The sequence below is a fragment of the Paenibacillus sp. JT22N12 genome (assembly GCF_056269365.1).
In genome coordinates this window covers 17,925-42,349 of sequence record NZ_JBWDNU010000021.1, presented here as the reverse complement: position 1 = coordinate 42,349, position 24,425 = coordinate 17,925, and the positions used below count along the sequence as shown (strand labels likewise).

General features: G+C 52.0%; 22 protein-coding genes and 1 tRNA gene. 18 read left to right on the top strand and 5 right to left on the bottom strand.

What is annotated here, in order from left to right:
• The first annotated feature begins 44 nt into the window (after window positions 1-44).
• From AC0YOA_RS35955 to AC0YOA_RS35945, 3 genes are all read left to right on the top strand, one after another.
• Window positions 45-284, top strand: coding sequence for a putative Se/S carrier protein (locus tag AC0YOA_RS35955; protein WP_210046610.1), 240 nt, complete (start codon window positions 45-47; stop codon window positions 282-284).
• Between the two features lie 70 nt (window positions 285-354).
• Window positions 355-582, top strand: a complete 228-nt coding sequence (locus AC0YOA_RS35950) for a DUF951 domain-containing protein (protein ID WP_475790640.1) — start codon at window positions 355-357, stop codon at window positions 580-582.
• A gap of 56 nt (window positions 583-638) precedes the next feature.
• A tRNA-Ser gene (locus AC0YOA_RS35945) sits at window positions 639-729 on the top strand.
• Window positions 730-1,180: 451 nt separating this feature from the next.
• Here the strand turns inward: AC0YOA_RS35945 and AC0YOA_RS35940 are convergent.
• A complete protein-coding gene (locus AC0YOA_RS35940; RefSeq protein ID WP_475769390.1) occupies window positions 1,181-1,363 on the bottom strand; it encodes a YjzC family protein in 183 nt (60 codons plus the stop codon).
• A gap of 224 nt (window positions 1,364-1,587) precedes the next feature.
• Here AC0YOA_RS35940 and rpsF point away from each other — a divergent pair, with 224 nt between their 5' ends.
• The 4 genes from rpsF (at window position 1,588) to AC0YOA_RS35920 (ending at window position 3,879) form a co-directional block, all read left to right on the top strand.
• Entirely contained in the window at window positions 1,588-1,872 is a 285-nt protein-coding gene (rpsF, locus tag AC0YOA_RS35935; protein WP_210046613.1) for a 30S ribosomal protein S6, read from the top strand.
• Between the two features lie 48 nt (window positions 1,873-1,920).
• Window positions 1,921-2,472: a single-stranded DNA-binding protein gene (ssb, locus tag AC0YOA_RS35930; RefSeq protein ID WP_475790639.1), complete on the top strand. Its 552-nt coding sequence runs from the start codon at window positions 1,921-1,923 to the stop codon at window positions 2,470-2,472.
• A gap of 19 nt (window positions 2,473-2,491) precedes the next feature.
• Complete coding sequence (rpsR, locus tag AC0YOA_RS35925) at window positions 2,492-2,773, top strand: 30S ribosomal protein S18 (RefSeq protein ID WP_189000309.1); 282 nt, start codon at window positions 2,492-2,494, stop codon at window positions 2,771-2,773.
• A gap of 392 nt (window positions 2,774-3,165) precedes the next feature.
• The gene (locus tag AC0YOA_RS35920) at window positions 3,166-3,879 is read left to right on the top strand and encodes a polysaccharide deacetylase family protein (RefSeq protein ID WP_475790638.1); all 714 of its coding nucleotides are present in this window, start codon (window positions 3,166-3,168) and stop codon (window positions 3,877-3,879) included.
• Between the two features lie 83 nt (window positions 3,880-3,962).
• On the opposite strand, the gene AC0YOA_RS35915 is transcribed toward AC0YOA_RS35920, so the two are convergent.
• Window positions 3,963-4,301 carry a DUF4870 domain-containing protein gene (locus AC0YOA_RS35915; RefSeq protein ID WP_210046616.1) on the bottom strand — a complete coding sequence of 113 codons (339 nt, stop codon included), beginning with the start codon at window positions 4,299-4,301 and terminating at the stop codon, window positions 3,963-3,965.
• Window positions 4,302-4,560: 259 nt separating this feature from the next.
• Here AC0YOA_RS35915 and AC0YOA_RS35910 point away from each other — a divergent pair, with 259 nt between their 5' ends.
• The 8 genes from AC0YOA_RS35910 (at window position 4,561) to AC0YOA_RS35875 (ending at window position 14,641) form a co-directional block, all read left to right on the top strand.
• On the top strand, window positions 4,561-5,676 hold the full coding sequence (locus AC0YOA_RS35910; protein ID WP_475790637.1) for an LCP family protein: 1,116 nt from the start codon (window positions 4,561-4,563) through the stop codon (window positions 5,674-5,676).
• Window positions 5,677-5,743: 67 nt separating this feature from the next.
• A complete protein-coding gene (locus tag AC0YOA_RS35905; RefSeq protein ID WP_475769394.1) occupies window positions 5,744-6,184 on the top strand; it encodes a CBS domain-containing protein in 441 nt (146 codons plus the stop codon).
• A 126-nt stretch (window positions 6,185-6,310) separates the two neighbouring features.
• Window positions 6,311-8,323 (top strand): amidohydrolase family protein, encoded by a 2,013-nt coding sequence (locus AC0YOA_RS35900; RefSeq protein ID WP_475790636.1) that lies wholly within the window; start codon window positions 6,311-6,313, stop codon window positions 8,321-8,323.
• 147 nt (window positions 8,324-8,470) lie between these two features.
• Window positions 8,471-9,373: a DUF2232 domain-containing protein gene (locus tag AC0YOA_RS35895; protein ID WP_475790635.1), complete on the top strand. Its 903-nt coding sequence runs from the start codon at window positions 8,471-8,473 to the stop codon at window positions 9,371-9,373.
• Between the two features lie 19 nt (window positions 9,374-9,392).
• Window positions 9,393-11,354 carry a DHH family phosphoesterase gene (locus AC0YOA_RS35890; protein WP_475790634.1) on the top strand — a complete coding sequence of 654 codons (1,962 nt, stop codon included), beginning with the start codon at window positions 9,393-9,395 and terminating at the stop codon, window positions 11,352-11,354.
• Window positions 11,351-11,797, top strand: coding sequence for a 50S ribosomal protein L9 (rplI, locus tag AC0YOA_RS35885; protein WP_210046622.1), 447 nt, complete (start codon window positions 11,351-11,353; stop codon window positions 11,795-11,797). Before AC0YOA_RS35890 ends, rplI begins: the two co-directional genes overlap by 4 nt.
• Before the next feature lie 27 nt (window positions 11,798-11,824).
• Window positions 11,825-13,186, top strand: coding sequence for a replicative DNA helicase (gene dnaB, locus AC0YOA_RS35880; protein ID WP_210046623.1), 1,362 nt, complete (start codon window positions 11,825-11,827; stop codon window positions 13,184-13,186).
• 168 nt (window positions 13,187-13,354) lie between these two features.
• A complete protein-coding gene (locus AC0YOA_RS35875) occupies window positions 13,355-14,641 on the top strand; it encodes an adenylosuccinate synthase (protein WP_210046624.1) in 1,287 nt (428 codons plus the stop codon).
• 995 nt (window positions 14,642-15,636) lie between these two features.
• Here AC0YOA_RS35875 and AC0YOA_RS35870 read toward each other — a convergent pair.
• Window positions 15,637-16,434, bottom strand: coding sequence for a polysaccharide deacetylase family protein (locus AC0YOA_RS35870; protein ID WP_475790633.1), 798 nt, complete (start codon window positions 16,432-16,434; stop codon window positions 15,637-15,639).
• Window positions 16,435-16,535: 101 nt separating this feature from the next.
• A complete protein-coding gene (locus AC0YOA_RS35865) occupies window positions 16,536-18,164 on the bottom strand; it encodes a response regulator transcription factor (RefSeq protein ID WP_475790632.1) in 1,629 nt (542 codons plus the stop codon).
• Window positions 18,165-18,609: 445 nt separating this feature from the next.
• Between AC0YOA_RS35865 and AC0YOA_RS35860 the strand changes: the two genes are divergently transcribed.
• The gene (locus AC0YOA_RS35860; RefSeq protein ID WP_475790631.1) at window positions 18,610-21,390 is read left to right on the top strand and encodes a fibronectin type III domain-containing protein; all 2,781 of its coding nucleotides are present in this window, start codon (window positions 18,610-18,612) and stop codon (window positions 21,388-21,390) included.
• 308 nt (window positions 21,391-21,698) lie between these two features.
• Here the strand turns inward: AC0YOA_RS35860 and AC0YOA_RS35855 are convergent, their stop codons facing one another.
• Window positions 21,699-21,845, bottom strand: coding sequence for a hypothetical protein (locus AC0YOA_RS35855; RefSeq protein WP_475790630.1), 147 nt, complete (start codon window positions 21,843-21,845; stop codon window positions 21,699-21,701).
• A 115-nt stretch (window positions 21,846-21,960) separates the two neighbouring features.
• On the opposite strand from AC0YOA_RS35855, the gene AC0YOA_RS35850 reads away from it, so the two are divergent.
• Together AC0YOA_RS35850 and AC0YOA_RS35845 are read left to right on the top strand one after the other, a co-directional pair.
• The gene (locus AC0YOA_RS35850; RefSeq protein WP_475790629.1) at window positions 21,961-22,863 is read left to right on the top strand and encodes an ICP22 family protein; all 903 of its coding nucleotides are present in this window, start codon (window positions 21,961-21,963) and stop codon (window positions 22,861-22,863) included.
• Window positions 22,864-22,995: 132 nt separating this feature from the next.
• A complete protein-coding gene (locus AC0YOA_RS35845) occupies window positions 22,996-24,414 on the top strand; it encodes a peptidoglycan DD-metalloendopeptidase family protein (protein WP_475790628.1) in 1,419 nt (472 codons plus the stop codon).
• The last annotated feature ends 11 nt before the right edge of the window (window positions 24,415-24,425 follow it).

Sequence of the window (24,425 nt, the reverse complement as noted above, 5' to 3'; positions counted from 1 at the left end):
CATCGTACCACTAATAAGGATAAAAATGAGCGGAGGCGCAAGGCATGCTGATTGCTTTTGATTCCACACAACAGGCGCTGCGGGCGGAGATGCTGCTAGAATATGCCGATATTGAGATAGACCTGTTTCCCACTCCGAAGGAAATTACAGCTGGATGTGCGCTGACGATTCATTTTCCAGATGAAGAGCTGATCCAGGTGAACCAGATCCTTGTGAATGAGCATGTGGAAATAAGGGGATTGTTTGAGCAGGTGGAGGGCGGTTATAATCAGGTTCATATTTGAAGATTTGCAGCTGCAGAGGAGAGTTTGAAAAAAAGCGGTTGAAACAGAAAAAAGAGTGGAGAGAATGCGGATGGAGCGTAAACAATTTGAGCTCGGCGATGTTGTACAAATGAAGAAACCGCATCCTTGTGGAACCAACGAGATGGAGATCATCCGGATGGGAATGGACATTCGAATCAAGTGCGTGGGCTGCAAGCACAGTGTACTGATCCCCCGGGCAAAATTCGAGAAAAACATGAAAAAAGTGCTGCGATCAGTCGCAGCTCCGGATGGCCCGGTCGGGGAGCAAAGTCACTAATATTTGGCTTGCAATCGGACGGGCATCATGATATGATAATTCTCGCTGACGCAAATGGAGAGGTACCCAAGAGGCCCAAGGGGGCTGACTCGAAATCAGTTAGGCGTGTCACAGCGTGCGTGGGTTCGAATCCCACCCTCTCCGCCATAACTTACCTAAGATGACGGTTCATCCATGAATCGTCTTTTTTATTTTCATCCTGCAGCATAAATATAAAAGAAGAGCTCTTGCGAGCTCTTCCTGACGGTGGTTCATTGAATAGGCACACGTATTACACTTCATGCTTTTGGTTAGAAACTTCGGTACGCCGTTTTTATCCGGCGCATGTGTGTTGCAGACAATGTCTTTGGCACAACCCTTTGCTTCTAAGCTGAGTGAACAACATTACCTTGCGGTCCTTGCTCCATAAGGTCCAACGGAACCACACCTCTCTTTACACCGTCAAACCTATGATGCTCCACCGGACGATTTCTTATGCAAGAAATTTTTTAAAAATATAAGAAAGTACAATATCGATCTATACTTTGCTTATATTTCTAAGGGTAAAACCTTGCTTCTCTCGCCTAAGGACGGCGTTAGCCGGTTGTTCCAGCTTCGATTAATGAGTCATCTTTTTCCACTTGCGGTCGCTGTTGGACGTGCTTGGAAATTTCTCGCCTTTGTCCAGATGTACTTTCTTGGGGTTGTTGATTCCCATATGGAAGGAAGCTTCTCCTACCTCAATATAAGTTCCTTCATTAGGAGCGCGGTCACCCGGTCTGAACTCGGTCCATTCACCCATTGTCTTTGGCACCACCTACATAAGATTTGGCCGGCTGTACAAGCCCGGCACATTAGTGTGTGAATGCGGCCAGCAGAACATGAACGGAAGAATACGGAAGAGGATGCAGCCGAAATGCTTGCTTGCCAGGAGCCCTGTAAATTGATATAGTAGTTAGGTATGCGAGTTAAAACTCGCTCCTTGCTCCCATTCGGGGGCCGCTAGTCCAAGAGGAGGTGAAACAAATGCGCAAATATGAAGTGATGTATATCATTCGTCCAGATGCGGAACAAGAGGCGGTTCAAGCAATCACCGACAAGTTCCAAGGCATCATCGGAAACGGCGGAGAAGTCACAAAGCATGACGTGATGGGCAAACGCCGACTTGCGTATGAGATCAACAAGATTCGTGACGGTATTTATGTTCTGGTCCATTTCAACGCAACTTCTGAAGTTATTGCTGAAATTGACCGCGTCATGAAAATTACGGATGAAGTTATCCGTTACTTGATCGTCAAAGACGTTGCTTAATCAAGCGATACGTTAACGCAAGGATTGTTCGATTGGAGGCGATAAACGATGTTGAACCGGGTTATTCTCATTGGCAGATTAACAAAGGACCCCGAAATGCGCTATACACCCGCAGGCGTTGCGGTAACGCAATTTACGCTTGCTGTGGATCGTCCTTTTACCAGTGGTGGTCAAGGCGAGAGGGAAGCGGATTTTATCCCGATTGTCACATGGCGTCAGCTGGCTGAAACATGCGCCAATTACTTGCGCAAAGGCCGTTTAACCGCGGTCGAGGGCCGTATCCAGGTCAGGAACTATGAGAACAACGAAGGCAAGCGCGTCTATGTGACGGAAGTTATTGCTGATAACGTGCGTTTTCTGGAGTCTCCTAACCGCGATGGCGGAAATTCGCGTGAGGAAGGCAGCAGTGGAGGCGGCGGCTATGGCGGCCAAGGCGGAGGAAGCTCGCAAGGTGGCGGCAATCAAGGCGGCGGCTACGGCGGCGGAGGTTCGCAAGGCGGTGGAGGCCGTTCCGGAGGATCACCGAGGAACGACAATCGCGATCCGTTCTCAGATGACGGGCGCCCGATCGATATATCGGAAGATGATTTGCCATTCTAAATGAAAGGACGGATGAACAATGAGCTTCAAACAAAGAGATAGTGGTGGCGATGAGCGTCCAGAACGCAAATTCGGCGGCCGTAAAGGCCGTAACAAGCGCCGTAAAGTATGTTACTTCACTGCTAACAAAATTACACACATTGACTATAAAGATACGGACTTGCTTCGTAAATTTATCAGCGAACGCGGGAAGATCCTTCCGCGTCGTGTAACCGGAACAAGTGCGAAGTACCAACGTCTGCTGACCATTTCCATCAAACGTTCGCGTCAAGTAGCTTTGCTGCCATACACAACGGAATAGATTGGAAACAGCATGTTCACAAACAACGAAGACAGTCGCTTATGGCGGCTGTCTTTTTTGTTTGTCATTTTTATTCATGCGAAGAGAATTACTCTTCACATCAATCATAGATAGTACAATACGGTTCACTATAATACCGATTATAAATAGATACAAATTAGTTGCAAATTATAGACGTTGCGGAGATATCTGAGGTTTATAACTTAAGAGTAGCTTCTATTCCAACTGGCGTTAGCTAAAAAGGAGTCACTCGAATGAGAATGAACCGAATGAATCGAATGAACAGAAGGCAGCTCAGAATGGTCAGAATCGTCCCCTTTTTATTCCTCATTTTTATAATCAGTGGAACTATAGTCGCGTTTGGAGATAACTTTTCCGGTAAGGAGGAAAAGATGGCCCCAGTTGCCGCAGCTCAGCCGGAGAAGCCCCGCCAGGAAGTGCCTGTCGTCAATAAACCGGCTGTTATTCGACCAAGCCCCAATAAAATATTTTATGACGGGCCATCTGAAGGAAAGAAAGTGGCGTTGACCTTCGACGACGGCCCCGATTCGATAGCCACTCCGAAAATTCTGGACATCCTGAAGAAAAACAACATCAAGGCTACTTTCTTTATTATTGGAACCCAGGCGAAGGCACACCCGGATATGGTGCGCCGTATTGAGAAGGAAGGTCACGCGATCGGCAATCATTCATGGTCACATCCGCATTTTGACAAGATCCCAACAGAGGAAGCGCTGAAGCAGATAGACGATGCGCAGGAGGAATTGAAATCCATCGTAGGTTACTATCCCAGCATAGTCCGCCCTCCCTATGGGGCGCTTTCCAAGGAAGAGGAAAAAGCTATTCACGGGAAGGGGATGGATATCATTGATTGGTCCGTTGATACTACGGATTGGTCGGGCGCTCCTACAGATGAAATCATGACATTAATTCATAAAGAGCTGTATCCCGGCGGTATTATTTTGCAGCACTGTTCGGGCGGCAAGGACCATTTATCCAACACGATTGAAGCACTCAAACAATTAATACCGGATTTGACCAATCAGGGTTATACGTTCGTTACTGTGCCCGAGCTGCTGAATTTGCCTGACAAGCTCCCGGAGTAAATAAACTTTTGGTCGCATAGGCTCACTGTCCGCGGGAGCGGATTGCTGTCACCATGGCATCGCTGAAGGAACTTCGTGCATCTTTAAAATTTTCCGGCTTGATCCTGTGCATAGTCGCCAATTAGGGGTAACTTAAACCAACGGCCCTGCAAAGCAAACAGCATGAGCGCGATCCATAGCACGAAGGTGGCTGGTGTAAGAAGAAGTCCGATAAGCCAGCCAAGTACGGGAATAAAACCAAGTACAATATTAATAACAATAAGAGCAACAGTGGCAAAGATGGACTGCAGGGCATGAAATTTAACGAAGCGGCTTTTTTTCTCGAGAATGAGAAATAATATCCCGGTAACGAAGCAGCCAAGATAACAAAGCAGTCCGGCTACTTTGGGGTCAAGTCCGGTTGAAGATGGATCCGGCGCCATGAATAATCACCCTTCCCAACTAAAAGTCTCTATGTAATGTATTCTACTACTACCAAATCTATGCTATTCAGCGGCAGAAACAGGCATTGGAGAATGATTATCCGGCAGCATTCACAAATCGTTAATGAATTGTAACTTTCGGTCGAAAATAATCGTTTAAACTAGTGAAGAAACAGTTTATCTTTAAGGATAAGGGCGTATTATGCGCCTCATTCAGGAATTGACGATCAAGTTTAATGAATAGGAGTGCTTGAAGCACATGACACAACCAACAGGTCGATTATCTCGAAAAGGAAAATGGTTGATCGCCATCCTTACTTTTGTAATAGTTGCCGGGATTGCCGGGTACTATAACCGGACCGCTCTGGCTCTGTGGGGATTTGATGCCTTTCTTTCCAAGAAGGTGGAAAAGAAGCTGGAGAATTCCTATAAGCCGCTCGAAGGCCGGCCGGTACCGCAGCCTGTCGTGTATAAGAAAGAGGATCCGTTTTCCCTGCTTTTGCTGGGGGTGGATCAGCGGGATAAGGAAATCGGCCGCTCCGATACCATGATCTACACCGTGATCAGGCCGGCGGACGGAGCCATTCTGATGATATCGATTCCCCGTGATACGTATACGGAAATTGTGGGTAAGGAAACAAAGTCGGGCGATATCTATGAAGATAAAATAACGCACGCTTACGCATTTGGCGGAGCCAAAATGTCCGTGGAAACGGTTGAGAAGTTGTTTGGCGCCAAGGTGGACCATTATGCTACAATTAACTTCACAGGCTTCCGTGATGTCATTGATGCGATGGGCGGTATTGCCCTGCCTATTACGGAGGATCTGGTCAATAAGGAAGCTGATCACGAGAAGTTTGTGGTTAAAGCCGGGCAGGATTTGTACAACGGCAAGGACGCGCTTAATTATGTGCGCTACCGGGAAGACGCCGGTGGTGATACAAGCCGTTCCGGACGGCATCAGGTGTTCCTGAATGCTATTATGGACAAAGCGGCTCAAGTGGGGCAGTGGAGCCAGATACCTGAACTTATTGATATTATGGGCAAGAACTTCAGCACAGACCTGACGCCGGAGCATATGATTGATTTGGCCAAAAATATGCTTCAATCGGATAACCGCACGATTTACAGCCATACACTCAAAGGGGAAGGGCGCCGGCTGACCGACCATGGTATCTGGTACTTTTTTGCCGATGAAGATGATCTTGCAAGCAGTAAAGGATTGATCGAGGCTTGGCTGAACCCTGCAACGCAGAAGGACCAGCTGCCGCTTCCTGAAGAATATCAGAACAAGACGGAGAAGCCGGTGAAATCATTGTCCGCATCGACTTCCTCGACGTCCACTGATACTTCCCCCGCGGCTGGAGAACAGTAAGTTTAGTGCCCAAGAGCGATCGATCCGCAGTTTAGACCGACTAGTACGAAAGTGGGCGAATGATGGAATGAATATTGCATTTTTCTTACTTCCAAAACAAGAAGTTGTCTGTATGACATTAGACGCAACGCTGCGCCAAACGCTGGAGAGAATGGAGCATCACCGGTACACGGCAGTTCCAATCCTTGATGATCACGGCGGATACGCCGGTACATTGACCGAGGGTGATCTGTTATGGTTTATGAAAAATAATCCGAATGTATCGTTTGATCAGACCCATAAAGTGAAGCTTGCGGATATCGATATGCGCCTCGCCAATAAGGCAGTCAGCATCGATGCCAATATGGAAGACCTGGTTTCCCTGGCAAAAGTACAGAATTTCGTGCCCGTTATTGACGATATGAACCGGTTTATCGGAATCGTCAGACGCAGCGACATTATTGACTATTGCGAGAAAATAATCGTAAGCGGCAAATCGGTGAATGAAGAGGAAATGGCTGCAGGGTGAGCGTGGAGCGAATTGCGTTCGAACCTGAAGCATAGTACCATATAGGAAACAGTTGGTAAACGGGCACCGTCCTCCTGTGGGGGACGGTGTTTTTTATTATATAGATAGAGCGGGGGCACGCGTAAAATGAACAGGTACGATCAACATAGGCGGGGCGGCAGGGGGCCGTTCCGCGTATCCATGGCTATTGCCGCCATTTTGATTATAGGATTGGCCGGCTATCTCGTCTACTCCAATACACAACCTGATGAAAGGTCACCAGGGAATGCAGCAGACGGGACAAGCCAAGAGGGCGGGCAGGCAGGAGAGGACAACTCATCTCCCAATACCGGCGGCACGGGAGGTGTGAAAGAAAACGCGGCAGCTGAACCGCCAAGTCCGGCCGAAGCCCTTGAACGGGAAGTAACCGATGCCGATGCCTCTCTCCTGTATGACATAGTCATAGCAGGAGGCAGAGTCATCAATCCGGAGACGAAGCTGGATCAGGAAGGGCTGAACGTGGGAATCAAGGATGGGAAGATCGGTATTGTCACGTCCAGGCCGCTGCAGGGGACGCATGAGATTGATGCCAAGGGTCTTGTGGTCTCTCCCGGATTCATTGACAATCTCTCGTATGACCCAAATCCGCTTGGGGTATGGCAGAAGATTGGAGACGGCGTGACGGCGAATATCGCGATGCATGGGGGAACGCTGACGCCCAAGCAGTGGTACAGCTACTACGAACGCAATGAGACACCGGTCCATTTTGGAGCCTCCTTCTTCTATACGCAGGCGCGCAATCAGTTCAAGCTGGGCCGCTATGACACGGCGAAGCCCGAACAGGTGCAGGAAATCCGCAAGCAGGCGGAGCAGGCACTTAACGAAGGGGCGCTGGGCATCTCCTTCAGTCTCGAATATGTGCCGGGGATCTCTGCGGAGGAAGTGGTTCCGCTGATGGAGCTTGCCCGTGAATATAACGTTCCCGTCTATTTTCATGGCCGTTATTCCGACATGGAGCAGCCGGGAACGGAGCTGGAAGGCACGCAGGAGCTTGTGGATTATGCCATGAAAACGGGAGCTGCCGTACATATTGATCATATCAACAGCACCGGCGGCACTTTTACGATGCCTCAGGCACTGGCTATTATCGACAAGGCAAGGGAGCAGGGCTTCGATATAACGGCCTGTACCTATCCCTATAATTACTGGGGCACATATCTGAACTCGGCCCGTTTTGACAAAGGCTGGCAGGAGCGCTTCCGCATCACGTACAAAGATTTGCAAATTGCCGGCACGACGGAGCGTCTGACGGATAAAACCTTCAGCATGTATCAAAAACAGGGCAAGCTCGCGGTCGCGTATGCGATTCCGCCTGAAGCCATTGTCGATGCCTTCCAGTCGCCCTATGTGATGATTGGCAGCGACGCGATTCTGGAGCCGGGCTTCAATAATCATCCGCGGGCATCGGGCGCCTTCGCCCGGACCATCGGCATGTATGTGCGCGATCAGAATGTGATGTCCTTGATGGACGGCATTGCCAAACTGAGCCTCCTGCCTGCGCAGCGGCTGGAGAAACAGGCTCCGGCACTGCGCAAGAAAGGCCGGATCGCCAAAGGCATGGATGCGGATCTGGTCATTTTCGATTACAACACGATTAATGACAAATCCACGGTGGAGCATCCCGATATCATGTCCGCCGGCATCAACTATGTGCTGGTTAACGGGCAGATCGCCCTCGAGAACGGGAAGCTGAACAAAAAAATCCGCGTCGGTGAGCCGATACGCAGCCATTTTGACCGTGTTGGGGAAACGGCAGGCGCGCTGCAATGGGAAGAGCGCAGCTACCCGCTTATCCGCTATAATGATGCCACCTATGTGGATTTGGCCGCACTCGGCGAACACCAATACAGCATCACATGGGACGAGCTGGCTCACACCTTCACCATCGCCAAAGGCGCAGGCGGGGACGTTTCAGCCGATCCGACAAAGCCGCCCGCTAAGGGCGAGCTTATGCTGGATCGCGGCCATCTGGCGAAATCAGAAGCGGCCACGTTTAAGCTCTTGTCCATCGGAGCACGTGCGTTCGTACCCTTATCATTCCTTGAGTCCATAGGCTTGAAGCCTGAAAACGACGGTGATACCTGGTCTATTGAAGCGTAAGGATCAGCTCCTGAGCGAGTTTGGACCATTCGCGCGCGAGGAAATGAGAACGCCCAGACAACGCACTCTGTGTTGTCTGGGGTTTTATGTTATAATGTGGAGTAAAGCTAAAGCTGTGTACAAGTAACCAAGCAAGAGGTGAACGGTTTGAAAACCGGCATAAAATCTATTTTATGGAGCGCAGCGGCGCTTCTCTTATTACTAGCGATCGCAGTTCCGCTGTTCAATGCTTTAATTGTTGCCGTGATGATGGTGCCGACCGTTATTTTGTACACCACATTGTCCAGGCGGGCGTTCGCGCTGCATATGCTGGTTGTATATGCTGTCGCAGTCGCGGTAATCGGTTATGCGGCACTAATCGTAGGTCTCTTCTTCCTTGTACCGGCAATCATGATGGGACATATGTATCTCAAAAGGGCCTCGGCCCGCAAGGTGCTGACATCGACCTTGTTAACCCTGCTGGGGTTATTCCTCTTGGAGCTAATTCTGTTTGATGTGCTGCTTGACTTCTCGCTGCTTCGTGAAATCCGTCAATTAATTATGGATACGGTAAACGAGCTTAGTGCGAATGGTCTGCTTCCGGCGGGATGGAATGCGGAACTGACGGAGTCGTACATTCAAATGCTGATCCACTCCATTCCTATGGCCTTTATTACCGTTTCGTTCGTGCTGGCGGTCATTGCGCATGCCATTGCAAGGCCTGTGCTGCGGTCCATGGGCGTATCGGTACCTAAGCTGCAGCCTGCCAAAGACTGGATGCTTCCACGGATTTTTGTTTTTTATTATCTCATCGTACTCCTGGTCGATATGGCGACACCGGACAGAGGAGATTCTTTTCTGACGGTTACACTGCTTAATCTGGTTCCGCTTATGCGTCTCGCCTTTACCATTCAGGCGATGGGCTTCTTCTTCTTTATCGCCCATGAACGCAAATGGAACAAGGCGGTGCCGCTGCTGCTGTCGGCGCTTGTTGCTTTTTTCCCGCCGCTTAGCTTGATCGGTGTAATTGATGCCGGTTTTCCGATCCGCAAAGCGTTTAAGAAACCTTGACAACAGGGGCGAATGATGAATGCCGAAGTTTCTAATTAAACGATGGCATGGAATGCACCAGCTATGGGCATTCGTGCTGATTATTGTGCTTACAATAGCGCTGGCTTGGTATGATTGGTTGTATGGTTTGATCAGCCTTGTATTTGCAGCTGCGGTTGGCGTCTATTCGGTTCTGGCCGAGCGCGCTTTTCGCCGCGACTTGAAGACCTATCTGGGAACATTGTCGTACCGGGTCAAAAAAGCCGGGAGCGAGGTGACAAGCGAACTGCCGTTTGGCATCATCCTATACAACGAGGAAAACAAGGTAGAGTGGCATAACAGCTTTGTCAGCCGGATGCTGGAGAAGGAGTCGGTCATCGGAGAGTCGATGGATGAACTTTTTCCTACGTTGTCGCAGGCGAAGGAGCGGGAGGGCACGCTGGAGACGGCAATTGGCGGCTCGGTCTATGAGCTGATGTTCCGCTTCGATGAGCGTTTGCTCTATATTCGCGATATCACCCAGCGCTGGCAGCTGGCGAAGCGTTATGAGGAAGAGAAAATTGCGCTTGGCATTGTCATGATGGATAACCTTGAAGAGGTGACCCAGGGCATGGATGACCAGCAGCGCAGCGCGCTTCTCTCCAGGGCAACGGCGGAAATTACAGATTGGGCGAGCAAGTTCCATCTGTATTTGAAGCGCCTCACCTCCGACCGTTTTCTGATTATTACCAATCAGAAGACCTTGAAGCAGCTTGAGCTATCGCGTTTTGTCCTGCTTGACGAAGTAAGGGAGATGTCTGCCGAGATCAAGATTCCCATGACGCTCAGCATCGGGTTTGCCGCAGGTGCGGAAAGTATTGTCGAGCTGGGGCAGTGGGCCCAGACGAGTCTGGATTTTGCGCTTGGACGCGGCGGCGATCAGGCGGCGGTTAAGGTCGGGCAGCGCCAATCCTTCTACGGCGGCAAGTCCAACGCGGTGGAGAAGCGGACGCGCGTCCGCGCAAGGGTAGTCGCCCATGCGCTTCGGGACTTGATCAAGGAGAGCGAGAATGTGGTGATTATGGGCCACAAGATGCCGGATATGGATTCCATCGGCGCGGCTGTCGGTGTTCTGAAAGCGGCTCAAATGTTCAACAAGGAAGCTTTTATTGTCATTGAGGGCTTCAATCCCGCGGTTCAGAAAATGATGGAGATGCTGAGGGAAGAAGAGCGGATCTATAAACGGTTCATATCCCCCGAGCAAGCAATGGGACTAATTGATTCCGGAACGCTGGCCGTTGTGGTCGATACGCATAAATCCTCCATGGTCAAGGAGCCCAAGCTGCTGACGCTGACAAGCAAGATCGTTGTCGTCGATCATCACCGCAGAGGCGAAGAGTTTATTAATAACGCTATTCTGGTCTATATGGAGCCTTATGCGTCTTCCACCTGCGAGCTGGTAACAGAGCTGCTGCAGTACATTCATGACCGGGTCATGCTGGATGTCAGAGAATCGACCGCGCTGCTGGCAGGGATTACAGTCGATACCAAAGGCTTCTCCATGCGCACCGGATCCCGGACGTTCGAGGCTGCGTCATTTCTGCGCCGCAACGGAGCCGATTCGATGCTCATTCAGCGGATGCTGAAGGAGGATTTGACCGAGTACATCAAGAAAGCGGAGATTATCAAGCATGCGGAGATCGTCTATGAGCATATTGCAATTGCGATAACCGAGCAGGACCGGCAGTATTCACAGCTGCTTATTGCCCAGGCGGCAGACACGTTGCTGAACATGACAGACATATTGGCTTCGTTCGTGATCGGCCAGCGGCAGGACGGCTTGATCGCAGTAAGCGCGAGATCGCTTGGCAGTATGAATGTTCAGCTCGTCATGGAGCGGATGGGCGGCGGCGGACATCTCACCAATGCCGCGGTGCAGCAGGAAGGCACCGTTGCGGAAGTGGCAGCGCGGCTTAAACAGGTTCTGCAAGAAATCGAGAAGGAAGAGGGGTTATTCGAATGAAAATTATCTTATTGAAGGACGTTAAGGGGCAGGGCAAGAAGGGCGATGTCAAGGATTTATCTGAAGGGTATGTGCGCAATTTTCTGCTTCCGCAAGGGCTGGCCAAACTGGCTTCGGACGGCAATTTGAAGACGCTTGAACTGCAGACCGCATCGGAACAAAAACGCAAGGACAAGGAAAAGGAAGACGCCAAGACGCTTGCGGCGAAGCTGGAGGAGCTGACTGTTGTCGTCAAGACCAAAGCGGGCGAAGGCGGCCGGTTATTCGGCGCTATTACAAGCAAGCAAATCGCTGAAGCGCTGGAAGCGGGACATGCGGTTAAGGTCGATAAGCGGAAAATCGAGCTGGATGAGCCGATTCGGACGCTTGGCGTCACCCAGGTGCTGATCAAGCTGCATCCGGAAGTGAAAGCGAAGCTGAAGGTTCAGGCGGCAGAGGAATAATAACGGGTAAAGGGGTTCAACAAGCAGATGAGCAATGAGCTGATGTTTGACCGTGTTCCGCCGCAAAATATCGAAGCGGAGCAGGCCGTAATCGGCGCTATTCTGCTGAATGCGGAAGCACTGATCACGTCCATGGAACGGTTGCGCAGCGAAGACTTCTATTCCCCGGCTCATCAGCTGATTTATGAGGCGATGGTTGAAATCGGCGAGGCCAACCAGCCGATTGATCTGGTGACGCTGACGGCATATTTGCAGGACCGGCAGCAGCTGGAGGAAATGGGCGGAGTCAGTTACTTGTCTAAAGTAGCCAATTCGGTTCCAACGGCGGCGAACGTCGATTATTACGCGCAGATTGTGGAGGAGAAATCCATGCTGCGCCGCCTGATCCGGACGGCAACGCAGATTGTTTCCAACGGATATGCGGCCGCGGACGATGTTGGCATGCTGCTCAATGAAGCGGAGCAGCGGATTATGGAGCTGTCCAACCGCCGGTCCAGCACGGGGTTTATCTCCATTCGCGATGTGCTGATGGAAGTATTCGAGCGCGTCGAGCATCTCTATACCAACAAAGGCGGACCGAGCGGGATACCCTCGGGCTTCAGCGATCTGGACAAGATGACGTCAGGCTTTCAGCGGAATGATCTGATCATCGTGGCTGCCCGGCCTTCCGTCGGGAAGACGGCTTTTGCGCTTAACATCGCTCAGAATGTGGGCGTGCGCGCGCGCGAGACCGTTGCGATCTTCAGTCTGGAGATGTCGGCGGCGCAGCTGGTACAGCGGATGATCTGCGCGGAAGCCAACGTCGATGCCGGAAGAATGCGTACCGGATATCTGGAGGGCGATGACTGGGAGAAGCTGACCATGGCGATCGGCTCGCTCTCCGAGGCTCAAATTTATATCGATGATACACCGGGGATTACCGTAGCCGATATCCGCGCCAAGTGCCGCCGTCTGAAGAAGGAGCGGGGCCTCGGCATGATTCTGATTGACTATTTGCAGCTGATACAAGGCCGGGGCAAGGCCGGAGAGAACCGTCAGCAGGAAGTCTCCGAAATCTCACGGACACTGAAGCAGATTGCACGTGAATTGGAAGTGCCGGTTATTGCGCTCTCTCAGCTAAGCCGGGGTGTTGAACAACGGCAGGACAAGCGGCCGATGATGTCTGACCTGCGGGAATCCGGCTCTATTGAGCAGGATGCGGATATTGTGGCTTTCCTCTATCGGGATGATTATTACGATAAGGAATCGGAGAAGAAGAATATCATTGAAATTATTATCGCCAAGCAGCGGAACGGGCCTGTCGGCACGGTCGAGCTGGCTTTTCTAAAAAATTATAATAAGTTTGTGGGGCTGGACCGTTCGCATCAGGAACCTGGACAAGCATCGTAATAGGAGGCTTGTGGAAATAAGACAAGACAATTCCGAACAATTATATGGGCAGCCATACAATTGTTCGTTTTTTATTGACTTTGCTGGGAGTGCCTGCTAAACTGAACATGCTGCCTGCGAATGGCGGTAATTTTCGATGTGCGCTTAACGTCGAATGGGGGTATAACTATGTCAACAGTAGTTGTGGTCGGAACGCAGTGGGGAGACGAAGGCAAGGGGAAAATCACTGACTTTCTGGCAGAAGGCGCGGACGTCGTAGCCCGCTACCAAGGGGGAAACAACGCCGGACATACGATTCTTATCGGTAATAAAAAATATAAACTGACGATGATTCCATCGGGTATTTTTAACGAGAATAAAGTGAGCGTCATCGGTAACGGCATGGTCATCAATCCATCCGCACTCATCGACGAAATTAAATATATTCAAGATAACGGCTTCAGTACAGAGAACCTGAAAATCAGCGACCGCGCGCATGTCATCATGCCCTATCATCTGGTGCTGGACGGTCTGGAAGAAGAGCGCAAGGGCGACAACAAGATCGGGACCACGCGCAAGGGAATTGGCCCGTGCTACATGGACAAAGCCGCCCGTGCAGGCATTCGTATCGCCGATCTGATGGACCCTGAGGAGTTCGAGAGCAGACTCCGCGTGATTATGAAAGAGAAGAATCAGATGATTGAGCAGGTATACGGCGGCGAGCCGCTGGATTGCGAGGCTATCCTTCAAGAATATCTGGGATACGCGGAGATTCTTCGCCATTATGTGACGGATACGTCTGTTGTACTGAATGATGCCATTGATGCCGGAAAACGCATTCTATTCGAAGGCGCGCAGGGCGTTATGCTCGACATTGACCAAGGCACTTATCCGTTCGTTACTTCATCCAATCCGACGGCAGGCGGCGTCTGCATTGGTTCCGGCGTTGGCCCGTCGAAGATTCAACAGGTTATCGGCGTAGCCAAAGCTTATACAACACGTGTGGGCGACGGTCCTTTCCCGACTGAGCTGAACAATGAAACAGGAGACTGGATCCGTGAACGCGGCCATGAATACGGTACCGTTACGGGCCGTCCTCGCCGCGTCGGCTGGTTCGACAGCGTAGTTGTCCGCCATGCGCGCCGTGTCAGCGGCATCACAGGACTCTCGCTTAACTCGCTGGACGTGTTGTCCGGCCTGGAAACGGTCAAAATCTGTACCGGCTACAAGCTGCGCGGCCAAATCATCGAGACTTACCCGGCAAGCCTGAAGCTGATTTCCGAATGCGAAGCGGTCTATGAGGAAATGCCGGGCTGGAGCGAGGATATTTCCGACGTGAAAACACTTGCCGATCTGCCGGAGAATACGCGCCGTTATGTGGAGCGCGTCTCGGAGCTGACAGGCATCCCGATCTCGATCTTCTCCGTTGGCCGCAATCGTGAGCAAACCAACCAGGTACAGCCGATCTATATTTAAATAACATATTGCTGCAGCGGCAATAACACTCTGGGCGGTACGTTGATCTGACCTTAAAGCCGTGAGCCGCAACCAGCAAAACCTGCTGTCATTAGGGGCATTGACCCTATCGCCGCAGCACTTGATCCATATATTCCAAGGACAGCGCCAGAAGCGCTGTCCTTTTTGTATTCTATTTAGAATACAAAATTCTCATTCCTGCCAAGTCTGCAGGGATTCTTGCTTCGCCGTTAGAAGAAGGCGTGAGCCGGTACTTCCTTTTTTCAATCCTCCCGATCAGGGACTAGAATTTGTAGAGATTTCACCTGAATGTGATTTTGGTCCGGCGCATCGTGGTAACTTGAACAAAAGAAGGCTTCTGAATCGCATCGAAAAAGGAGCGAAAATCTATGAAATCTGATCCTCTGACTACCCCAAAGGACGAAGTCCAGCAGGCGCCACGGGAGCGCAAAATGAAAGTGTGTCCCGAGAGGGACTGAAACGCTCCTGGCACGAAGTAACTAAGCGCGCTTCTCTGCGCCCTTAACGTTTTTCCACCCCGAGTGGTGTCCAAAGATAAAGTAGGCTCATTCATAGATATACTCATCCGATCAACTCAATCACGCCAACGTTACTCAGGGACGAAATCCAGCAGGCGCCACGGGAGCGCAAAAAGAAAGTGTGTCCCGAGAGGGACGGAAACGCTGGCACGAAGTAACTAAAGCGCGATTCTCTGCGCCTCCAACGTTATTCCACCCCGGGTGGTGTCCAAAGATAAAGTAGGCTCATTTATAAACATACTCATCCGATCAACTCAATCACGCCAACGTTACTCAGGGACGAAGTCCACCAGGCGCCACGGGAGCGCAGAATGAAAGTGTGTCCCGACAGGGACGGAAACGCTCCTGGCAGAAAGTAACTAAAGCACGATTCTCTGCGCCTCCAACGTTATTCCACCCCAGGTGCCCAGAGGGTCGGAGACCCTTTGGGGTCCCCCTCTGGGGGATTTAGGGGGATCAAACACGCATAGTGGCCCCGCCAGGAAGCTCCACGCTCTTCCCGTCCACCGTGATCCAGGCAGAGGCGGCAGAGGGATTATAAACAATGTGACCGTTTGCCGAAAATTCCAGATTACGCAGGACGCGCATATACGCTGCAATCTCCGCATTCGCAGCATACCAGACGGACGCATGTCCGCTCATAAAAGCACAGAATTCCTCCATCAACGCCCAGTTTCCATTTCGCTCAAGGTCATGGCTGTGTCCCCAAACGTAAAAGAGACTCATCCGTTCCATCGGTGTTTCCTTCAGAAACCGCTCCGCATGCTCCATCACGTTATCATCATGGTGGCAGGTTGGGGACCAGCGCAGAAAATCATCCGGCATCCTGAACTGGCCATGGGAAGTAACAGTCCGGGCATAGTGGAGGCCGAGGTAGGGCAGTCCGGCGGCAAGCTCCTCATTGTAGGTACCATAGGGATAGGAAATACCCTTGACGGGATAGCCGACAAGCTCCTCCAGCATCTGACGGCTGTTATACAGCTCGGCTACCCGGATTTCCGGAGGAACGAGCGTCAGATGGGGGTGATGAATAGAGTGGCCCGACACTTCATGGCCAGCGAAGAGGGCGGCGATCTCGCCTGAGGTTAAATATCCGGGGCTGTCCAGCGAGCCGGATACCAAATGAAAGGTGCCCCGGATGCCATACCGGTTAAACAGGGCTACCAAACGGCGGTCATGGTCGACACCGTCGTCATAACTCATGGTGAACGCTTTTTGCAGGCCGCCGGGAAAGCGGTTCAAACTTATTTTCATCGCAGATCAGCCTCTCTTTTCATTGAAATTAGACAACACAGCTTCTGGCCCCTCTGGTGAAGCGGTTGCATGAATATGCAGCCCCATGGGCGATCGCTCTATCACGTCGACCGGAAAGCGTCGCGGTACTCCTGCGGGGTCATTTCCGTCTCTCTCTTGAAAAAGCGTGAGAAGTAGGAGGGAGAGCCGTACCCGATTTGCTCGCCAATCTCCTGGATTTTCCGGTTGGTTTCGGTGAGCAGCCGCTTGGCCTCGGTTATTTTGCGGGTGGTGATGGAATCCGTAATACTGTGACCGGTCTTCTGCTTGTAAAGGCGGGACAGATAGGAGCTGGTCAGATAGACGACCTCCGACAGCTGATTAAGCGATAGCGGCTCATCCAGATGGCTGTCCATATAATCGTGAAGCTTACGGATCACCTCGTTCGTCTCCCGCTCATTGGCGTTATCGCTGTAAGCGAAGATAAGCGCGGCCAGCTGGCGGAAGAAGGCTGTCGCCTTGGGCCATGAAGCATGCTCCTGAATGGCATAGAGCTGCTTCATATTGATGTGCGGCGATATTTCGTCGAAGAGATTCCGGCGGTTTAAATACCCGGAGAAAATAGCTGTAAGCGAGTAAAACACCTCCAGCGCAATCCCGGTCTGCACGCCAAAATGCACCGGAACCGATTCCATAATGTCATCGAACAGGGCATAAAAACGTTCCTGCTCCTTGCGGTCCAGGTAGGAGCCAAGCAGATGAATCCGGTTGATCTTCACCCGTTCCTGGCGGCCGGAGGCTCCGAGGGCAGGCCGGTCCGTCAGCAGCATTTCGCTGCCTGTACCAAGACCGCTGGCGAACAGGACCGAGAACCGGTCAAGCGTCTCGGGAAGCTCCTCCCAGGAGCAGGGCTGGCTGGCCGCGATAAAGGAACAGGGAAGCTTCAAATACGTTTTGATGGCCGCCTGAATCGATTCGATCGTCCCCTGTACGAACCGGATCAGCTCGCCGGGCTGATCCTTGGCCCCGGGAGCCGGCTGCATGATCCACGCAAACCGGTGATGTGCATACAGGACGTAGACACAGTGGAACGCCCCGGCAAAATAGTCCTCAAATATATTGTTGATGGAGAATAGAAAAAGCTCCTTGTCGCCTGGATGCAGGTTCTCCGGCCATGCATCGACGCGGCCCACCGTAAGGATAACCGGTGCAGCGGGCTGAAGCGGGACCGCAAGCTCCCTGAACCGGCGGGAGCGGGATTCGGGTGTGGAGTCCACACCCTCCATAAGCTCCAGCAGATACTCTCTGCGCAGCACAGGGAGAGTCTGCTGGAGCTGCTGCCGGGCTCTGCCGATCAGCTGCTCCTGCTGCAGTTCCGCTTCAATTTGGCGGACCGTCTTCTCGACAGCCCGGATAATCGCGTTATCCCCTTCTGTCTTCAGCACGTAATCGACAGCTCCGCCGCGGAGCGAGGACTGGATGAATTGAAAATCATTATAGCCCGATAAGAAAATGAACCGGCATCTGGGCCATTGGCGGGTTATTTCCTGCTGCAGCTCAAAGCCGTTCATGCCCGGCATCGCAATGTCGGAAAGGACAATATCAATGCGCATCTCCGAAGCGACTTTCAGAGCATCGTGAGCGTCGTAAGCGCAGTTGATATCCAAATCAATCGTGTTCAGCTCCTGAAACAGCAGATGAAGCCCATCGACAATAATCTGCTCGTCATCCACAATCAACAACCGATTCACGAGGCACCCCCTGTTTTGAACGTTCAGAAAGGTTACATTTCACGTATACGCTCCTACTATCAGGGTGGGACGAAACTTTCATGCCGTGAAGGAGACAGAAGGGGTTATGCCAATCCCGTCATGTCTTCAGCGGCAGCCTAGGATACATTTCGACTCCGGGTTTTTCGATTCCTTTATTGCCGGTCAAATTGGACATAGAAAGACAACAAGGTAAAGATATCAATATATAACAGCGCTTTCATGGCGTGCTAGAATGAACTTATCTTCAACAAACCCGAGCGAGGGGAGGGACGGCTGGGCCACTGGCAGGCTTGTACCAGAAGGCAGGCAGATGCCGGAATGACCTCTGAACGTAAGGCAGATGTCTTTTACACCCCGCGAAAGTTCTTGTTTAACGCGCATGCCATCTTCAAGGCCAGAAGGATAATAAGGAGGTTATTTACGTATGAGAAGGATTGTTTCGGTTGTGCTGGTGCTGGCGCTTGCTTTCTCCACGGTCATGGTAAGCGCACTGGAGTTTGGAACGAGAAAAGCCTATGCGGCCGACACTAAAATCACGATTACTCCCTCCATGGTTACGAATGAATCGGGACTGGGAGATGCCACGGAGCTGGCGGACGAGCAGACTTTGGCAGGGGATCCCGCCAATGGGAGCGGTGGAACGCCCACGACGGCCTGGTTCGGCGGCTGGAGCGGCGTTACTTATCCGATGTATGCGTATATCGATCTGGGCCAGAATTATAATTTAACAAACATCTATGTCTACGATACGAACAGCACAGGGGATTGGACCGCTTATGCCGGCAGCCCCGGAAGCTGGAGCGCGCTGTTTACCGATCCGATGACAAATTATATGACCTGGAATTCCCATCCCGTAACGGTGACTACCCGGTATATCCGGGTCGCATTGGCTACTGGCGGGGCGAACGCAGCCGAGGTGGTGGTGTATGGAACGCCGGCTTCCGGCGGGGGTGGGGATACGACAGCGCCAGGCGCCGTAACGAATCTGGCGGCACCCGCATCAGCTTCCGATTCAGTCAATTTGACCTGGACAGCGCCAGGGGACGACAATAACACCGGCACAGCGGCCTCTTATGATGTGAGATACAGCACAGCGGCAATCACAAGCGGCAATTGGTCAAGCGCGGCGCAAGCGGCAGGAGAGCCGTCGCCGCAAGCGGCGGGAGGCAGCCAAACCTTCACAGTGACAGGCTTGTCTGCCGGCACCACCTATTATTTTGCCCTCAAGGCGGCGGATGAAGCTTCCAATCTGTCGGCCCTGTCCAATGTGGTGAGCAAAGCCACCGCCACGTCATCCCCGGGAGGCGGCAAAATCACGCTTACCGCTTCCATGATTCTTAACGAGTCGACGGTCGGGGACGCGACCAGGCTGGTTGACGAGCAGTCCGCTGCGGGCAATCCCAAGGGCGGAACCGGCGGGGCCCCGGCCACGATCTGGGATACGGGCTGGAACAGCATCTATTATCCCGCGAGCGTGGTCATAGATCTGGGGAGCAACTACGCGCTCAGCGATATTTATTTGTATGACAGCGATTGGGGCGGCTCGGGCGTGACGGTATCCAGCGGAACGCCGTTCAGCTGGACCTCCCGTTTTACCGATAATTTGTCCAACTCGCCGGATAACTGGGTGGGACATGCGGTGAATTTCACAACGCGTTATCTGCAGCTCAAGATAGACGGCTGCTGCCTGAACGCCAGTGAAATCGTGCTCTACGGCACGCCGCAGGGCACGCCGGCAGCACCGCCGACACCAGTTGCGCCAACGCTGCCAACGATGGATAAGCTGATCGGGATCAATGCTTTTATCGACGATCCGCTTGATAAAATGCAGGTGGCGGGCTTTGTCCGTGAATATCATAACTGGAACTGGGATGAAGGCGATCTGTGGAATTGGGGCTCGATTCAGACGGGATACACGCCCGGCACGAACAAGTTCAACCCGAGCTACGCCGGAGGCGGCTGGAACTTCGATTCCTATTACACGGGACTGAAGAATGCCGGCATCACCGTAAGCCCCGCCATTCAAGGAAGCGTCGGCTGGCTGACGGCCCAGTCAGACGACAAGCCAATCTCTGCAGGGGAGGATTCACTTGCTCCCGCCTCCTATTCGGAGCATGCCGATCATCTGTTCCAATATGCGGCCAGATACGGCGGTACGGCGGTTGCGGACAGCAAGCTGAAGCTGGCCTCCGGTCAGCCGCGCAGCACGGGACTCAATCTGCTGACTTATTACGAGAACGGCAATGAGAACGACAAGTGGTGGGCAGGACGCATGCCCTATTTTAACCCATATGAATATTCGGCGATGACAAGCGCGGATTACGATGGACATCAAGGGGCGATGGGCAGCACCTACGGGGTGAAAAACGCCGATCCCAACGCCAAGCTGGTCATGAGCGGTCTGGCTGATCCGAACCTCGAATATATCCGTGCCATGAAGTTCTGGGCGGATTGGAACCGGGCAGGCAGCGTTCCTTTCGATGCGATTAATATTCACCACTACAGCAGCAATGGAACGAACCAGACCGACGGTACGATCGGCATCAGCCCCGAAGCCGACGATCTGAAGGGTCTGCTGAAGAAGTTCGTCGATTACCGCAACCAATACATGCAGGGCAAAGAAGTGTGGATTACCGAGTTCGGCTATGACACGAACGCCGCTTCCATTCAGCGTGCGCCTGCTATCGGCCCGAATTCCGGCGAGGAAGTGCAGGCCCAGTGGCTGGTCCGTTCCTATCTGGCGGCAGCGGCGGCGGGTGTCGATAAAGCGGCCATGTATATGCTGCGCGATGTGGATGGCGCGGACGGAGGACGATTCGCTTCCAGCGGACTGACCGGCAGTCCGGGCACGAACTGGGCGCCGAAAATCTCCTGGTATTATGTCTACACGTTGAAGAACCGTCTGAGCGGCATGAGGTATTCGGGCGAAGTCACCTCGGGTAACACAAACGTACGAATCTATAAATTCAAGAGCGCGACGGGAAGCGGCGGGGCTTATGCGGTATGGGCGCCTACCAGCAATAATACGACCGTTAATAATTATCAGCTTACGCTGACAGGCTCGCCAACGAGCGCGACGAAGGTTGCGATGGCTTCCGGAGACACCGACGGAGTTCCATCGGCACTTGCGATCACAAGCGGCAAGGTAGTAACGGTTAACGTGAGTGAAAGACCGCAGTTTGTGCTGGTGAACGACATCCAATAGCAGTGTATACTGCACTGGAAATAAGAAAGCAATCAGGCAAAGTCTCCTTCCAAGGGATACTTTGCCTTTCTTTCAAAATTAAGGGTTATAGAGGGGGGGGGGAAACTTGCTGCTTGCTGTTATACACGAGGATGGGATCTGTTTTGCAGAATAGATAAAAATGACCGTTTTTTCGTTATGAGATGTTTAGGGCCAAAGAGGTGGGGTCACAGAGGACTTCATCCCTTTGTTGCCGCTGCTTCTTCTAAATGTGGAGTGGATACGGCTGTGCCACCTTGGGCGAAGCGTCCTTATAGATTCCATTTTAATTAAGAGAGAACAAGCTTGCTGCGCGGTTGAAAGAATGATAACCGCTGCTTTTCCTCTTCGGTTACGGCAGCTGCAAAAAGTCCTGCCGCATGTCCATGCCATTCATCCTGCGGCCCGGAGCGGGAATGGAATGAAACATTTTCCATTTTCGATTGAATGGTTCCTATCATGACTGCCCATACTGGAAAGTATAGGTTTCCGGTAGAGTCCATCATAGATTCGAAAGAAGAAAGCAGGTAGAGCATGCGGAGGATGATTACTATGTGGAAAATGGCCGGATGGCTGGGCAGGGCGGTTGCAGCAGGGCTGATTATCAGCTTCCTGTCCATTTGGACGACGGGATATGTGGTGAATAGTTATGTCGAAACGCTGTTGAAGCAGTATAACATTCCTTTGGAGCAAACGCCTTTTGCGATGAGCGGGGTTTGGGGCGGACTGTGGGGGGCCGATAAGGCACCGGAGAAGTCTGCGAGCCAGGAAACAGCATCGGGAAATCAGGAATCGGAGAATCAAGAGTCGGATAATGCAAGCCAGACGGGTTCCGAAGCGGATTCGACAGCAGGAACAGATGATTCCGTCATCCCGGGACTGGGGGACTCCAGCTCGAATACGGATAATACTGTGACTGAAGAAGACTCTACGGCCGAAGCGGGCGACAGCAATGGAAGCAGCAGCGATGGAGCGGGCGAAGAACCCTCTGGAAATAGCGATGTGACTTCGACAGATGAAACGTCTGGCGGGAGCGGTACGCCGCCGGCTGACGAGGATACTGCGAGTCCAGGAGGGGAAGATACGCCGCTGGCCGTAGACGCGTTCGGCGATGAGCCCGGTACGCTGACCGACATCGGCGGTGGAACGGGACCCAAAGGCAACAGCAGCGCTTCCAGCGGCAGCTCAAGCCAGACAGGCGAAGCGTCGGAGGAAGGCATGGCGATGACGACGGATCAGTTGAATGCCGCGAAAGACAGCATGAGCGACGAGGACAAGCAGGAAATGTTTAGCGTTATTATGAAAAAACTGCCGGCGGATTCGTGGCAGCGCATCTCCACTTTAATCGAGGGCGGGCTTACTGCGGAGGAAATGACGGAGGTTCAGCAGCTGATCGCGCAAAATCTGGACAGGACCGAATACGACCGGATGATGGAAATTCTGAAAAAATATTAATTTTTGATAAAGAGCGGTTTGGTTGATCCCCGTATATGGCATGTGCTAAAGTAATTCGTAGTCATCCATGTACAATTTTCCAATGTCGGATTTGGTCATTTGACTGAACGAGAACGCGAAAAGGAGCCAATCATGACCGTTTTGAAGCATAAGAAACCACTCGCAATTCTTGGCGGCGCGCTTGTTCTGCTGGTTATTGCAGGATTCAGCGGCAGCCAATACATAAAAGCACATACAGTCGATTTTGTTCAAGTATACAGGGACGGCCAGCTTATCGGCGATTTAAGCTCCCAGGATCAGGTAAATGCGCTCATCAGCCGCAAGCAGGCGGAAATTACAGCCGCCAATCCCAATGTGAATATGGTCGTGGAAACCGGTGAGGTAACATACGAGCATAAAAGCGCTTACAAAGAAGAGCCGCAAAGTGAAGCGACCCTGGCCAAGCTGGAAAGTCTGATAACCAGCCATGCTACCGGAGTTGAGCTTAAGGTTAACGGGAAGACCGTCGGAATCGTGAAGGATCAGGCAACGGCGGATTCGCTGCTGAAGCAGGTTGAGAACAAATTCGCTCCCCAGGAAGCAGCGAAGGCCAAATCGCCCCAGGTTAAGGCGCTTTCCTTCAACGCCACCAGTACCGAGTCAACCGACAAGCCGACCACGGCGCTCAAATCCGTGAAGATTCTGGAGAAGGTCGAAACGGAAACGGCGGATGTGCAGCCCAAAGACATCGCCGATCCTGACGCCTTATATTTAAAGCTCGTAAAAGGCACAGTTACCCCCACCAAGTATACGGTCCAAAAAGGCGACTGCATCGGCTGTATCGCAGCCAAATTCAATATTTCGCCCCAGGTGATCTATGAACGCAACAACTGGATTGAAGATGATATGATCAAAGAAGGCGAAGTGCTCGATCTGACCGTGCTCAAGCCGCAGGTGACCGTTGAGACGGTCGAGAATGTAACGGAAACCTTGATCATTGAACCGAGCACAGTAGTCCAGAAAAACAGCAATATGAAAATAGGCGAATCCAAAGTGATCCGCGAAGGAAAAAGCGGCAAGAAAACATTGCTCTATCAGCTTGTCAAGCAGAACGGCTACCTTATGAAGGAGGTGCTGGTCAGTGAGCAGGTGCTGCAGAAAACCATCCCTGAAATCGTCATGAAGGGCACCAAGCTCGTTGGCGAAGGCACGGGCAGCTTCTCCTGGCCGGTAAGCGGACACACGGTTACCAGCAGCTTCGGCGGACGGTGGGGAAGCATGCACAAGGGTCTCGACATGGTTGGCGACAAAGACGTCATGGCAGCAGACACCGGCGTCGTGAGCTTTGCCGGAGAGAAAAGCGGATATGGCAACTGTGTGATTATTAACCATAAAAACGGATATGAAACACTCTACGGACATTTAAGCAAAATTTCCGTCAAGGTGGGGCAGACGCTGGAGAAGGGCGATGTCCTCGGCATCATGGGAAATACCGGTCATTCCTTCGGCACTCATCTGCATTTTGAGATTCATAAAGACGGCGATCTGCAAAATCCGATCAAATATTTATAGGTTTCGCACTT